This window comes from Olivibacter sp. XZL3 (assembly GCF_004368405.1).
GTDB lineage: Bacteria > Bacteroidota > Bacteroidia > Sphingobacteriales > Sphingobacteriaceae > Olivibacter.
Map to the genome: position 1 here is coordinate 181,183 of NZ_SBJH01000004.1, position 15,822 is coordinate 197,004.

General features: G+C 46.4%; 9 protein-coding genes. 3 read left to right on the forward strand and 6 right to left on the reverse strand.

Features of this window, described 5'->3' with window-relative positions; translation table 11 throughout:
- Positions 1–10: 10 nt before the first annotated feature.
- Genes EPX21_RS01575 through EPX21_RS01600 form a run of 6 tightly spaced genes read right to left on the reverse strand, consistent with a single transcriptional unit; the run spans position 11 to position 10,953 of the window.
- Positions 11–637: an FMN-binding negative transcriptional regulator gene (locus EPX21_RS01575; RefSeq protein ID WP_134087922.1), complete on the reverse strand. Its 627-nt coding sequence runs from the start codon at positions 635–637 to the stop codon at positions 11–13.
- A 2-nt stretch (positions 638–639) separates the two neighbouring features.
- Positions 640–2,319: an amidohydrolase gene (locus EPX21_RS01580; protein ID WP_134087923.1), complete on the reverse strand. Its 1,680-nt coding sequence runs from the start codon at positions 2,317–2,319 to the stop codon at positions 640–642.
- Positions 2,320–2,351: 32 nt separating this feature from the next.
- Entirely contained in the window at positions 2,352–5,510 is a 3,159-nt protein-coding gene (locus EPX21_RS01585) for an amidohydrolase family protein (RefSeq protein ID WP_134087924.1), read from the reverse strand.
- 5 nt (positions 5,511–5,515) lie between these two features.
- On the reverse strand, positions 5,516–6,454 hold the full coding sequence (locus EPX21_RS01590; RefSeq protein ID WP_134087925.1) for a hypothetical protein: 939 nt from the start codon (positions 6,452–6,454) through the stop codon (positions 5,516–5,518).
- Between the two features lie 10 nt (positions 6,455–6,464).
- Entirely contained in the window at positions 6,465–7,910 is a 1,446-nt protein-coding gene (locus tag EPX21_RS01595; RefSeq protein ID WP_134087926.1) for a RagB/SusD family nutrient uptake outer membrane protein, read from the reverse strand.
- Between the two features lie 19 nt (positions 7,911–7,929).
- Positions 7,930–10,953, reverse strand: a complete 3,024-nt coding sequence (locus EPX21_RS01600) for a TonB-dependent receptor (RefSeq protein WP_166670654.1) — start codon at positions 10,951–10,953, stop codon at positions 7,930–7,932.
- Positions 10,954–11,215: 262 nt separating this feature from the next.
- Here EPX21_RS01600 and EPX21_RS01605 point away from each other — a divergent pair, with 262 nt between their 5' ends.
- The 3 genes from EPX21_RS01605 to EPX21_RS01615 all read left to right on the forward strand — a co-directional run bounded on the left by EPX21_RS01605 (position 11,216) and on the right by EPX21_RS01615 (position 15,792).
- On the forward strand, positions 11,216–12,688 hold the full coding sequence (locus EPX21_RS01605) for a PLP-dependent aminotransferase family protein (protein ID WP_134087928.1): 1,473 nt from the start codon (positions 11,216–11,218) through the stop codon (positions 12,686–12,688).
- 326 nt (positions 12,689–13,014) lie between these two features.
- A complete protein-coding gene (locus tag EPX21_RS01610) occupies positions 13,015–14,247 on the forward strand; it encodes an MFS transporter (RefSeq protein WP_134087929.1) in 1,233 nt (410 codons plus the stop codon).
- Positions 14,248–14,340: 93 nt separating this feature from the next.
- Positions 14,341–15,792: an L-fucose/L-arabinose isomerase family protein gene (locus tag EPX21_RS01615; protein WP_134087930.1), complete on the forward strand. Its 1,452-nt coding sequence runs from the start codon at positions 14,341–14,343 to the stop codon at positions 15,790–15,792.
- Positions 15,793–15,822: the final 30 nt, after the last annotated feature.

The following is a 15,822-nucleotide window of genomic DNA, read 5'->3' on the forward strand; positions in this document are numbered from 1 at the left end:
TCCATCTATTTTATTCACCTGCCCTATGTTTTTCCATAATCAACGCCAGCTCTTTCGCTATAATTGAATCCTGTCTTGAAAGCGCTTCGACAATCAACTTAAAGTTCTTATCGTCCCGGTTCTGACTAAGCTTAAAAGCGGCATTCATTTTGATAATCTCAATCTCAAAGCCAACGAGGCCCTTCATTTCCCGCTGCACTGCAGGCGGTAACGTCTCTAAGTCGACCGGATGCGTGGCAATTTGCTCATATCTGCGAACCAGGCGTTTGACCGACTCCCATTCTTCCGCTTCGCTTAACCGCCTGATTATTCCCTCCACTTGCACACTCATATAATTGTAGGTGGGCGCGTTGGCATGATCGTACCATGAAGAGGAAATATAATGGTGAACCGGCGACTGAAAGATGGCCAGCACCTTTGGAAAACGCTCAAAGAATTTCCAATGCTCATTTGCTTTAGCGAGATGGCCCCACAACACGGTCTCGCCATCCGCTCTTGTTTCCAATTCGATAGGTATATGCGTCGCTATAGGGAAATTCTCCGTACAGCTTACCAAGGTAGCAAAACCATGCTCCCGAATAAATTGGTGGATTACTTTCGGGTCATCCACCCTATATTGTTTAGGTATGTACATCATTCTTATGGCTTGCGATAAACTTCTTTTCCACCTACATAGGTATTTAAAACCGTTACATTCGGCAAATCGTTTGGATCAATGTTTAGAATATTTTCGTTCAAGATAACAAAATCGGCCAACTTTCCCTTTATCAGGGAGCCTCGAGTTCCTTCTTCGAAAATACCGTAGGCAGCATCGATGGTATAAGCCCTTACCGCTTGTTCCACCGTTATTTTCTGTTCAGGCACCCATCCATCCGGATTAGCTCCATCAATTGTTCGGCGTGTTACGGCTGCGTAAATACCTAGCATCGGAGAAGCAGGTGCAACATGCCAATCGCTACCAAAGACCACTTTTGTACCCTCATCGAACATACTTTTCATAGCAAAAGCATGTTTTGCTCGTTCGCTTCCAATCACCTTATCAGCCCAACGACCGTCGTCAATAGCATGGTAGGGTTGCATGCTGGCAATCACACCTAATTCCTTAAAGCGTTTAAAATCCTCAGCACTTACGTGCTGCGCATGCTCCATGCGGATGCGCCGATCACGAGGTCCATTTTCCCGTTCTAAACGGGCCACCATATTAAGAAAGGAAGTCACCGAACGATCGCCGATAGCATGAACAATCAAGTGCAAGCCCAAACTGTCCGCACCTTTCATACGTGCATACATCGTCTGCTCATCAACCACTAAGAAGCCGGAATCACGCGGAGTGTCAGAAAAGGCCTCTTTAAAGGCTGCAGTATGCGCACCCAAAGAGCCGTCCATAAAACCTTTTAAAGCGCCACGACGCAGCCAACGATCACCATTGCCCTGAGCCTTGACCTCTTCGCCGAGCGCTTGCCAATTTTCAATTTCTTTCGCCGCATAAATGCGGGTATTCAGCTTGTTCTCCAGCCGCGCTTTTTCATACACGTCATAATAACTGCCAAAACCGGTACCCGTTAGGCTAACAACAGAAGTCACCCCGTTCTGTGCCATATAGTGCATGGCCCCTTGTAGGGCTTTTTCCTTTTGTTCCCTAGTTGCCGGGGGGATTTTAGCGGTGATCAGATTTTTAGCATTGTCTTTAAATAAGCCCAGTAGTTCACCATCTTTCCGAATAATCTCCCCGCCCGCTACATCGGGTTGCCGGTTATCTACACCTGCCAATTTCATAGCCAATGAATTGACTAAGATTGTATGTCCGTCCATGCGGGTAATGGCTACGGGATTATGCGGCGTTATCGAATCAATCCAATGACGGGTCGGCATCTCGCCATTCCAATTCTGATGATCCCAATTTCCACCTGTAATCCATTCGCCGGGTTTAAGTGTCTTGACATAGGCTTTTAACGTATCAATAAACGCTTGAGGTGTTTTTGCCTCACGTAATTGTACGGAGAACAAACGAAAGCCTCCGTCTACTAGATGGGTATGGCTATCGATAAAACCTGGTAATAACAGTTGCTTATCCGTAAGCTGAACTACCACCGTTTTCTTTCCGATTAACCGTTGGACTTCCGAAACCGATCCCACAGCCATAATGGTGTCGCTGGAAACTGCCATGGCCTCCGCCCACGGAACTTGATCATTTTGCGTATAGATTTTGCCATAAAACACTTGATCAGCTGTTTGAGCGGACGCAACTAAGTTGGAAAAACCCAGTAACAACAGGGCCAGTCTCTTGGTCCACCTTTCTCTTCTTTTTAAACTCTTCATAAAAAATTCTTTTTCAACAAATAACGACTCGCTTACCAAAGCACTTTTTGCAAGTCCTTACCGTCGTAAGCCTGACCGTCCTTAATGATGTATTTAATCGTATTCGTATTCTTTATATCTTCTAATGGATTTCCTTCCATCACCACCATGTCCGCCAATTTCCCTTGCTCGATGCTCCCAAGATCTCCGTCTAATCCAATAGCTTTCGCTCCGTTTAGGGTGGCCGCTTTTAAAACTTCCAAAGGCTTCATACCAGCTCCCAGAGCCCACATCTCCCAATGATAACCCAAGCCTTGGAACTGCGAATGAGCGCCCACACAAACCAAAGCGCCCTTTTCGGCCATGGCCTGTGCCGCCCTCGCATGCGCTGGAAAAAGATACTCCTCATCCAAAGCCCACATCGGTCTCCGCCGAATTTTACGGTCCAACTCCTCTTTCGGCATTAAGCTTTTGAGCTTTTCGTCATGCAATACATTCTCATGCGTAAAGAAATAGTTCTCCGCATTCGGCGCACCATAACTAATTAGCAAAGTAGGTGTATAGGCGATACCTATTGCACCAGCTAAGGTGGTAAAATCCGTATACAAAGGAGCAATCGGGTGTGCATGCTCGTGCCCTGGATAGCCGTCCAATAACTCTGTTACACCTAATTTAAAGTCGAGGTTACCCTCTGTTGTCGGCAGCAGTCGAAGTTCCTGTGCGGCCATAATGATCCATTGTCGTTGTTTCCGGTTACCAACAGCATACATTTTCAGCGTTTTAGTATCAAAATAATTTGCATATTGCTTCAACACCTGCCGTGCATGTGCCAGGCTTTTGATATCATAAGCCCAATAGCCTACACCCGGCCCCGTCGAATAGATTCGCGGTCCTAACGTTTCGCCCATACGTACTTTATCCTGATAGGTCAAAATATCAGTCACATGTGGCTGCGGGTTCCGAATGGTTGTCACGCCATAAGCTAACGTCAAAGCTAAAGAGCTGGGTTGTTTTTCGTGCAAATTGAGCGGCAGCGCGCCATGATCGTGAATATCAATAAAGCCGGGCGCGATCGTCAGCCCTTCCATCGTTACACGCTTCACGTTCGGAGCCGCCTGTATAGAACCTGATGGTCCCACCGCCACAATCCGACGGCCTTTTATCAACACATCCCCTTTTTCAATCACTTCTTCATTGCGCATCGTGATGATCCGCGCGCCCTGTAACATGTATTCCCCCTTCCCATAGGCCGCCACGAGGGGCACCTCCAATCGACGTTCCGTTAAACTTACCGAATCCGCCAACTGCTGGCCCATTACATACTCCATTAATACAGGCCCTAAAGCACCATAAATCGATCGGCCATCGGCACTCCAAGAAGGAAATTCGCATCCAATCTCTGTGATCCGCTTAACAGGAAATTCTGCTTGCGCTTCGTTAGCCACATGTATCAACGGCACTTGAGCGCCAACTTGCGGAATCTCTAGCACATAAATAGTGTTCGAAATCTTAGCAAAAGCCTTGTTGCCTTTCGGCGCTACCATCATCAAGCTCGGTTGTGCATTACTACGGAAAAACTGAAACTCACCCCCGTGATCGTTGGAAAAAGCATAGGTACGGATGCCCGATAATTTCAAATGTTGCTTTTTGTCGTGTCCGTCCCAATTAATGGAAAATAGCCCGTCCTTTTGGCTATAGAGGAAAATCCTATGCGCTTCTTCGCCAAAATGCGGATTACCACCCTCTGCCTGTGTGATTCGATGAATAGCCCCCCCGTCCGCTGCAATCCAGCTTAACCATTCCCGGGCGCCCGTTCTATTTGAGGTTCCCATTCGGTTCGCGGCTGCCTTCCCCTGGATAAATAGAACCCGCATTCCATCAGGCGACCATACAGGTTCCTGATACAAGCCTCCTTGCTCTGTAAGCTTCCGAACTGACGTATTTGGCTCGGCTATACAGGTATAGATAGCACCTTGCATTCCATCCCACGTAACGAATGCCAAACTCCGACTATCGGGCGACCAAGCCGGCTGAGCCTCCGTTTGTTCCAAATTACTTACCCGCTTGGGTTTGCCGTTCGGGTAGTCCATCACGTAGAGACGATCGGCTATAATCAGCGCAGCTCTCTTTCCGTCAGGTGATACGGCTATATCGCGAACTTGAGATGCCGGGAATTGTGTTTCATCACTGATTGGAAACTTGAAGTGTAACTTCGGCCCTACCGTCAATACGGTTTTCACATGGAAAGGAATCTGTTTAACTGATTTGTCTGACAGGGATATCGACTGAATCTTTCCATCATAGGCTGCAATGAGCTGCTTGCTGTCGGGCGTAAACGACATGGCAGGTAACACACCCATTGCAGCTAAGGCTTCCTGATCATCTCGTTGAACCGGATGCGCCAATAGCTCCTCTTCTCCTGTCAGTAAGTCTTGCAACACGAAGGCAGTATGCGCATCGTAACGCGTGCCATAGACAAGCCACCTACCGTCTGGCGAAAGTGTCGGACTAAAAGCCGATCCGTAACGCGAAGTACGAACTTCGAGCTGGCCATTTGCCCGATCATAAGTATTCAACTGGTATTGCGGGAGCTTGGCATTATAGTCCCACATACCTGTCCGTTTAGCAAACCAAATTAAACTGTCGTTTGGCGCTACAAACGGTTCGATCGCCTTCAAGCTCGCCGGTTCAGGTGTCAAAGCCGTGCCTGTGCCCCCGTTACGATGGATGAGATGTAACTTTGGAATTCCTACCCCTTTAGAAACCACCAAATACTGTCCGTCTCTCGTCCAACTCAGTCCCTCCATATATTCATCGGTCGCTTTTGTGACCTGCTTATATTGGCCGGTTGCCAGCGTTAATATCCATACATTTTCGGCGCCATCGCGATCGGAAATAAAGGCAATTGCCTTACCATCAGGACTATACCGGGGTTGTATATCCATCGCAAGCCCCTCGGTCAACTGCCTTGCTTCGCCACCAGAAATAGGCAGCTCATAGAGATCACCTAACATGGAAAAGACCAATTTTTTTCCATCAGGCGATACATCAAGGGCCATCCAAGTGCCTTCGTCGGTATCGATCGCTACCGACTGAGAGCCCACTAAGGGCAAATCGTTGGCTTCTTGCGCCATCACCGCCCCTATCAGACTTAAAAAGACTAAAAATGCCACACCAAAAGGCATCATTCCGTTTTTATAATTTCCCATCATTCATATTAAGGTTGGAACATAATATCAAAAACACAATTGTTGTCGGTACCGACTTCCTTTATTCGAATATATCCTTTCTTTCCTTCCGTTGTCATAAAAGCGTATACGCCATTAACCGCTAATGCTGCAGAAGACTGCGTAACCGCGTTGCTTGCGGTACCTGCACTTGGTATCGCATTGACCGTAGTGCTCGTAGCATTGTGAAGCTGCAAGGTAACATAAGAGTTTTGCAAATAAGCGGGAATATCCGAACCGGGCGTATACAATCTCTGTGAAAAGAAGGTATTCCGTCCAGCAGGACTTACCAAAGAAGTTATTTCGCCAGCCGCTAAGTACAGATCCATCTGCTCATTTTCATTAGGTCGGTCGTACGATTCTCCGTCCAACAAAGAAAAATACGGTTTTTCCTTGGTCAGCGTCCTATCGAGAAACACACGCATAGGAAAAATATTCGCTGTAAAACTGCTATAATTGGCGCTAGGTGACACGTCGGACTGATTGGTTCCGGTTATCCGGAAAGCTACATTCTTTATTGATGCCGGATTTGTATCTCTATTTAACAAACGCAGATAGATTGCTGTCGCGCTGCTATTAGATTCAATAGTTACCGAACCCGGCTCACCAATAATCTGAAAATCTACGCCTTCTACTGCGGTGGCCGGAATCACTTCATAGTATATATCCACCGGATCGTTGCGTTGTGGTCCTACCAATTGGATCAGCACACTATCACGATCGCCCCTAATAGGAATCGCAGGGTTATCGCCTTTCAAACTGCTACCGCCAATAGTCGGCCCCATAGTTTTCACCGTTGTCCCGGTAGCGGGATTGCTAAACTCCACCACCGTGGGGCCTTGATAACTGAGATCCCGTTCCTTTCTGCAGGCAGAACATAAAACGAAGAGTGAGCCTACTATAAAAATGTGGATGCAAATTCTTTTCATAATAATACGTTTAATAACCTCTATTTTGAATTAAGTTACTGTTGATATCGATTTCGGACTGGGGTAACGGCGCCAGAATTCGGTAATCAGAAAAAGGGATCGGCACGATGGTCTCTTTTGAAATATCTATTCCCAACCGTGTAAGATCAAAAAAGCGTTGCCCTTCAAAAGCCAATTCAAGGCGCCGCTCCCGGCGAATAGCTGTCAACAAATCTGCCCCTTGCGGCGTGATAGCCGCCAGTCCCGCGCGCGTGCGAATACGATTCAGGTCTTCCTGGGCCTCCTGAACACGTCCTAACTGAGCCTGTGCCTCCGCCCTGTTGAGATAGACCTCAGAGATACGGATCACAGGTACATTATCCCAACCAAAAATACCTTTACTGCCAGAGAACTTGTCGGTTTGAATCACCTGTTCACCATTTGAACGGGTATAAGGCACTACCAGTTCCCGACGAATATCACCCTGCTCAAAAGCTGATAAAAAATTACTTGCTATCACCACATCACCCCATCCCAGGAATTGGCTTCCATTTCGCTCTTGCTGATAAAATGCCTGAATGGTATTGTTATTGCTCGTTTGCGGCACTTCGTTGATTGACGCAAACTGCACTTCAAATACCGATTCGGGATTGCTTGGCTCGGTCCACATATTTAAGTAAGAAGCCGCATCCGGTTGGAAAAGCCCTACCCCCTCATCAATCGCCAAATCGGCTTGCTCGACGGCGGCATCCCATTTAGCGGCTCCCCAGTATAAATATAAACGCGAAAGTAAAGCATGCGCCGCCGCTTTTGTTCCATAAAAAGGCGCTCCTGCCCTCCCGTTTACATCCGGTTGTTGAAAATAACGGATTGCTTCCGACAGATCCTGTTCCACCAAACTATACCCCGCTGCAACCGTTGCCCTTTCAGGATAAGTGATTTTTGTCAAGTCGTCCACAGCCTCCGTCAAAAGCGGCACACCCAAATCGGCATTCCCTTGTATATAATTAGGATTATAGGCATAGGTTTTCAACAAATCGAAGTAAACCAACGCCCGTAAAAAATACGCCTGTGCTTTGAAAGAGGCCTTCTCTGCATCGGTTCCATCACCTACAGCATCAGCCTTTTCGATGATTAGGTTAGCCGCATTGATCGCCGAATACGCCGGTGTCCAAATATTCAGGTGGGAACCCGGGTTGTTCACATCGTACCCCACACCTCGCCCGCTTTGCGTTGCTGCTTGCACTAATCGCACATTATCAGCCAATAATTCAGGATAAACGACCATAGCCAATCCGTAATAGGTGTTTATCCTAAGTTTTGCATAGGCACCGTTAATCGCTGCCTCCATACCAAGCACCGTATTGATAGCCTGATCTGACTCCACGTATGTCCGTGGCTCAACATCCAGCATTCCCTTACAGCCTGTAAGCGACAAAGCGAGTGCCACCGATATATAGTTCAGTATTTTCTTCATGTTTTCCAGATTAAGTCAATTAAAAACCCAATTGTATTCCCAGTGTGTAGGATTTTCCTTGTGGCGCCAGTCCCATATTGTAACCACCCGCCGTAAATTCAGGATCTAAGCCCGTATAGTTCGTGCCTGTCCACAGGTTATACCCCTGCACGTACAGCCTTGCGCGGCCCAATCCGGTTCTTTGCAGCCAACTGGCTGGAAAGGTGTAACCGACGGTCACCGTCTTTAAACGAATATAAGAGGCATCTGAAAAAAAGCGATCAGACCCCGCTCCGGTAGAACCAAAAATCGGACTGGAGGTGCCCGGAAAGGTGGCGCCCGGCGAAATACGTGGCACGCCGGTCACCTCGCCAGGTGCTGTCCATCTATTCAAAATAGAGGCATCTTGATTGTAAGGATAACGAAAATCGCTTAAGAGCCAGCCGGTAGGCTGATCCTGTTGTACGGTTCCTACCTGGAACTGGAAAAAGGCACTCAATTCAAATCCTTTGTAGGAGAAAGTATTTGTGATACCGCCGTAATAGTCGGGAATTAAATTACTACCGATGCCAAAGCGTCTGTCCGCAGCTACCGGCACGTAGGTAATTTGGTCATTTGCATCATACCACATAGGTCGGCCGTCCGCCGGGTTAACACCCGCCCATTTCACCAAATATTGCGTTCCCAAAGCCTTCCCTACCCATAAATTATTAGCAGGCAAATCCTGACTATCATTAATAAGCGACAAAACCTTATTATCCAAAAAAGTAAAATTGATATCGGTACTCCATTTAAAAGCTCCTGTCAGGTTCACCGTATTCAAACCAATCTCCAGCCCACGATTTTCCAGTGAGCCCACGTTTTCGGCGATAGTCGTGAAACCTGAGGTATTGGGCAAGGGCCGATTTAAAAGTAAGTCTTTTGTGGTGCGAATAAAGTAATCAAGGGTACCGCTAATACGCCCCTTGAATAAGCCATAATCCAAGCCGATATTTTTTGTAACATTCCGTTCCCAACCTAGATTCGCGTTACCAAGTTGAAAGAAACTGACGCCCGCAGCACCGTTATATGACGCCTCTGGAGAAGTCGAAAATAAGGATAAGGCCGGGTAATAAGAACCTGCACCCGATGTATTCACCATAAGTTCGCTGTTACCTGTTTCACCATAACTCGCCCGAAGTTTTAACTCGGAAAAAACAGGTACTGTTTCCATAAATGCTTCATCAACTAAACGCCATGCTGCGGAAACCGCCGGAAAGTAACCGAACACATTGTTTGCCCCAAAGCGCGACGAGCCATCCCGCCGCAAAGTAAACTGTGCGATATATTTATTTTTAAAAGTATAACCGATCCGGCCGAAAATGCCCGCAAGTTTAAATTGATCGTAGGTAGAAGTCACCATCACCGGCGTCGTGCCCGTCAACGTATTTCCAAAGGCGGGCGTGGCTACGCCATTGCCTTGCGAACCGTGTTTTGTAAACACCTCATTTCGGTAATTAAAGCCCAACAGAGCACTCAAGTTATGGTCTTCGTTAAAAACACGGTTGTAGGTAAGCGTTTGATCGGTCTGCCAATTGATCACCTTGGAATCATTAAAGTAGACAGACCCTCCTACCGCAGCCCCCGCGTTACTGCGTGGATCGTAGAAGCGTTCCTCATTGACGCCGCTATATTCCAATGAATAGGATGAGCGGAACTTCAAACCAGGCAAAATATCATAGTTCAATGCGAAGTTTCCGACTAATTGATTGGTAATCCCAAGATTCTTATTTTGGTCCGCTACCAAAAGTGGGTTATCCCAACCACGGAGGTTTGTATTATATGTACCGTCAGCGTTATATATTGGATCAATAGGAACACCCGATAGTCCTGTAATGAAAATATTGTAAAGTTGAAAGGAAGGGATATCCGAAGAACGCTGACGCACAGTACTTAAGTTAATCCTTGTCTCAATGGACACCTTCTCCGAAAGTTCGGCGTCTAAATTAGATCTAAAAGTTCCTCGCTGAAAGTCATAGCCAATAAAGTGATATTTGGTATCGTTAAATGCACCGCCCAGATAATAACGAACCTTGTCTGTTCCACCGTTTACGGCTAATTCGTAATTTTGTATAGCTCCATTGCGTGTAACCGCGTCTACCCAATCGTAAGTAGGCGCATTTTCCGCTAGGCCGTTAGTTAAATCGGCGTTATAGGCCGCTGTAAGGTCTCCCGAATTAAGTGCCCCCTCGCGCGTTAAGGCTACCCATTGCGGCCCGGTCAGCAAGTCAGGCTTTTTCAGAATCTGGCTCGTTCCGGTATAGGCATTTAGGTCAAAGCGCGGTTTGCCCGATTTACCGCGCTTGGTCGTAATTATAATAACCCCGTTTCCGGCCTGTGCACCGTACACAGAAGCCGCAGCAGCATCCTTAAGGATATCGATGGATTCAATGTCGTTTGCATTGATACCACTCAACGGATTGGAAGAAGCCAAATTCACTGAACGAACTGCGGGGTTGATCTGCACCCCGTCTACAATATACAGGGGTTGATTCCCCGCGTTAACCGATCCTACGCCCCTGATCCGAACCTCGGAAGCACCCCCGGGTAAACCATTGTTCGCATTGACTTGCACTCCGGCAGCGCGTCCTTGCATCGCTTTGTCCAAACTAACCGAAGGTAAGTTTTCGATACTAGCGCCTTTCACAGAAGCGATTGCGCCGGAGACTTCACCGCGGCGCTGGGTACCATACCCTACCACCACTACCTCGTTCAGTCCTACATCTGCGTCCTGCATTTCAATGTCCAACTGGTTGCTCTCCGGAATTGGCACTTCCTTGCTTACTAAACCTACGGAAGACAAAATGAGGGCTTTAGCATCAGGAGAAACCCGTAAAACGAACTTACCGTCACCATCCGTTGTTACCCCGCCCGTCGTCTCCTTTACACGGACGGAAACCCCGGGTAGCGGTTCCTTCGATACCATTGATCGCACCGTGCCGTAAAGGCTACGTTCCGTCTGCGCATAAGAAACATGCATGCACAAGCAGGCCACTAACAGCCATAAAAATTTGTTTTTATACATAAGCCTTAGATATTTAGGTGATTTATTAAACGAATACAACCCACGCATTCATCATCCGCTCATTATGAATCAGAAAATCCAACATTGAACAACGAAACAGCACTTTTTTTATAGTTTTCAATATTTTTCATCAAATTTTAAAATAGAACAAACGAAAAATCGATTTTTTTGTAGATTTACCCAAAATTATAAGAGAAACAAACTCCTTTAGGCATCCAGTTTTTTTAAACACAACGGTCCAGTTTTAAAAAATAGCAAATTGATGTTACCATTTAGACAACTTATCCCAATAGACCGTACGGCCGACACTGCTTTATACCAACAAATTGCTACAGGCGTAATTGATGCGATTCAAAAAGGCATTATTGAAAGCGGTGCTCGCCTTCCAGGCACACGCACCTTGGCAAAAACGTTAAATGTTCATCGTAAGACCATCATTTCCGCTTACGACGAACTTTACGCACAAGCTTGGGTGGATATCAATCCGCGGAAAGGCGTAATTGTAGCCAACACACTTCCTGACTTACAGCCTAAGCCCTGGATAAACGAGCAACAGCCGGCAACGGAAGATCACTTTTCCGACGTTGTACACTTTACAACACGCGTGCATACTGGCAATCGAATTGTATTAAACGACGGCTATCCGGACATACGTCTTTTTCCACACGAGTTAATTACCCGCGAATACCGCTTTTCATTGCGACAAAAGGCATTGCAATCTATGGAAGACCCCTTATTGCCCTGGGGAGCATTCTCGCTGCGAAACACCTTGGTCGGTTATTTACAAAAAACCCGTGGCATAAATACCCGCCTCGACGAGGTGATGGTAACCAATGGCGCACAGATGGGCATCTATCTGGCAGCAAAATGCCTCGTGAATCCCGGCGCACATGTGATTGTTGGCACCCCGGGCTATCACTTGGCGGACGAGGTATTCAAACATGCCGGAGCTCAGTTGCATCAGGTAAAAATCGATGAAGAAGGTATGGATGTAGACGCCGTAGAACAGTTGTGCAAAATGCATGCGATACGGATCGTCTACTGTATTCCGCACCACCACTACCCTACTACCGTAGCATTAAGTGCTTCCCGACGCAACAAATTGTTTCAACTAGCCCGCACATACCGTTTTACTATTATCGAAGACGATTACGATTATGATTTTCAATACGACGACTCGGCCTATCTACCTTTATATAGCCAGGCACAGGGAATAGATATTGTTTATGTTGGATCCTTTTCCAAGGTGATATCGCCTTATCTACGTGTTGGCTTTATGATCGCCAGTGCAACGCTCATTAAAAAAGCCTATAGGCTCCGGCGATTAATTAATATCATGGGTGACGAGATTATGGAAAACACCTTGGCTACATTAATCAATAACGGCGAACTATCACGGCATATCAAAAAGGCAACCAAAATCTATCGCGAGCGGAGGGATTATCTTATTCATCAATTAAAAGAAAAATTAGGAAATCAGCTTGCAATAAATACCCCTAACGGAAATATGGCACTTTGGATTGGCTTTCGCACCCCCTTTTCACTGGATCACGCCACCGCACTAGCCAGTTACAAAGGTATCAATATGAATGGCATGGCTCTTACTTTCCAACATCAACAACAAGGTATGCGTCTCGGCTTTGCTTCACTTAACAAAGAGGAAATAGATGAAGTGGTAGCGCTACTAAAGCAGGCTGTCCTTACATACCCCCTACAGAAAATCAGTGCACCATAGACTGGTAATAAAGCCACGCCAAGCTTTCCCATTAAACGCCATTTCAACTTAGTGCTATAAGAATCATAGAACCCACAGGTCTAATATTTTTTTTTACAATAAAACTTGCTGATTTATAATATTTAGCTATATTTGTATCAACAAACTTAACGCACTAAGATAAGTTTGCCAATGCTAACCAAAACAAGTTATGAAGTATAAAGAATATCCTATTGGCATGGTGGCAGGCCTGGATCCTTTCAACCGCGGTTTGTTTAAACGGTATCCGCAGTACATAAAAGAAGTTAATACCTATTCATTATTATGAACCCTATAATCGCCGCCTTATGCTAACCCGTAATATCCGTTGGATCATTGTAAGCTTGGTGTTTATCGCAACAGGCCTCAATTTTCTCGACCGTCAGATACTATCTATTACCATCATTAAGATCCAGAAAGAGTTCAATATATCCGATATTCAATATGGATGGGTGAATACCAGCTTCTTGGTCAGCTACGCCTTGATGTTCACCGTGGGCGGCCGATTAATAGAAAAATTCGGTGGCAAAAAGGGCTTGGCAGTAGCCGTCGGCGTCTGGTCCCTTGCCAGTGCCCTACATGGATTTATGACGCACTTTTCGCACCTGGTCGCTTCGCGCTTTCTACTCGGTTTCGGCGAAGGAGCGTGCTTCCCGGGAGCCGCCAAAACCGTGAATGAGCTGTTTGCAAAAAAAGAACGTGCCCTAGCAAATGGCATTGCGATCGGCGGCTCGGCGATCGGGGCAGTGATTGCACCTGTCCTCACCATTTGGCTATCTAATGCTTACGGATGGCGATGGTGCTTTATTATAGCCGGATTAATAGGGCTCGTTTGGCTCGTAATTTGGCTTCTTGTGCAGTGGCCTAAAAAAGAAACCTTGCCGGAAGTGGCAAAACTGCCAACGACCGTAAAAACATTGCCATTCTCTCAGATATTTAAAAACCGGTCTGCATTGCTCATCTTGCTTATCCGCTTTCTGCTAGATCCTGTATTCTATTTTTTTATGTTCTGGATCCCCAAATATCTCAACGAAACCAAGCAAGTTTCCTTTGATGACATCGGGCGCTTTTTATGGATACCGTTCTTAGCCCTCGGCTTCTCCAATATACTAGGAGGCTATTTGTCGGACAGACTGATTAAGAAGAAATACTCGGTTAATAAGGCTAGGAAGACGATTATGGGATTTGCCGCACTATTGACCATGTCGGCCATGCTGGTACCGCTTGCAACAAATCTAAACGAGGCCATTGTACTGATGTCGATACTCTTATTTGCACATGGATTTTGGATTACCAATTACATCACAGCCATTTCAGACATCTTTGAAGACACAGCGACATCCACGATCGTAGGGCTTTCTGGCACTGCGGGTGCTATTTCAGGCCTCATCGTTAACCCACTCATCGGATTGGTGGTTCAACAGTACACATACACGCCTTTATGGTTACTGTGCGGCCTTATGTATCCGATAGCCTTTATAATCGTCGCATTTTGCATCGATCTTAAACCACGAGCACCGAAGTTCTCAACGCTCAATTAAACCAGATAAAAAATTCAATAGGAACAACGTACAAGTATTGCAAAAAAACAACTTAGTGCGTTAACTGAAAATATAAACTAGTAACAAAAGCGAATGAAAAACTTTAACAGAAGAGAAAAAACACGACCGAGAATAGGCGTATTTGGCGTTGGCTACGCAAAATACTGGCCGCAATTTGAGGGTCTCTATCAACAGATGCTTGATAAGCAAGCGGTATTCATCGAAAAAGTAAAAACGTACGACATTGAGCTCTTTGAGTTCGGCATGGTAGATGACGTGATGGGCGCCTATGCCCTAGTGCCGAAACTCCAGGCAGGGAACCTTGATCTTATTTTCTGTGATATGCTCACCTATGCCACCTCCAGTACTTTTGGCGCTATTATAAGAGCATTAGATATCCCTATGGTTTTGGTAGCGCTCCAACCGGACAAGGCGCTCGACTACGGTAGGGCTTCAACGCATCAACAACTTTACAACGATGACATCTGTTCCTTGCCGGAGTTCACGGGCGTAGCCGTTCGCATGGGAAAGAAAGCCCCAGATGTCATTATCGGTACATTACATGACGATCCCGCCGCCGAAGAAGAAATAAAGAAATACTGCGATATCGCCCGTGTATTGCACGACCTCAAAACAGCACGTATTGGCCATATCGGCCATCCCATAGAAGCGATGTTGGATATGCATTCGGATGCAACCATGTTAACGGCCCACTTCGGCCTCCACATTGTGCAGTGCGAAGCACATGAGATTGTCAATAAATATAATGAAGTTTCGTCGGCTGCTGTCGACTACGAAAAAGACAAGATCCTCGGTTTCTTCGATACACCGGACCCGGTGTCGGATCCCATCTCCGAAAAACTGCGCGACACAGACCTGGAGGTTGCTGCACGTGTATCCGTCGCCTTGCACACCTTCGTCCGGGAGAAAAACTTGACGGGATTGGCTTATTATTACGAAGGTGAAGAAAACAGCTTAACCCGGCAGGTGATGACCAACCTAATCGTAGGCAACTCGTTGCTCACCGGTGCCGGCTTTCCGATGTGCGGCGAGTCGGATCTGAAATGCTGCATCGCTATGCTGATTATGGAACGCTTGGGGATAGGCGGTAGCTTCGCCGAATTCCACCCGGTCGACTTCCAGGAGAACTTTGTACTTGTTGGCCATGACGGTCCGCACAACATTTCCATAGCAGAAGGCCAACCGGTGCTGCGAAGCTTGAAAAAGTACCATGGAAAACCCGGCTTTGGTGCCGGCGTCGAATTTAAAATAAAGGAGGGTCCGATCACCATGCTAAGTATTACTTCAACTTATGAAGGAAAAATAAAATTTGTCATAGCAGAAGGAATGTCTGTAGAAGGCCCCATTCCTCCCACCGGTAACACCAATACGCGGGGCTATTTTAAACCAGATGTACGAACCTTTTTAAAAAAATGGGTAAAAGAGGGGCCAACGCATCACTTTGCCCTTGGCATTGGACATCACGCACAGACGTTAAAAAAAATAGGGGAATATTTAGCGATCGAAGCAGTGATCGTCGAATAACACAGGCTATCTATAAATTATAAATCTAAC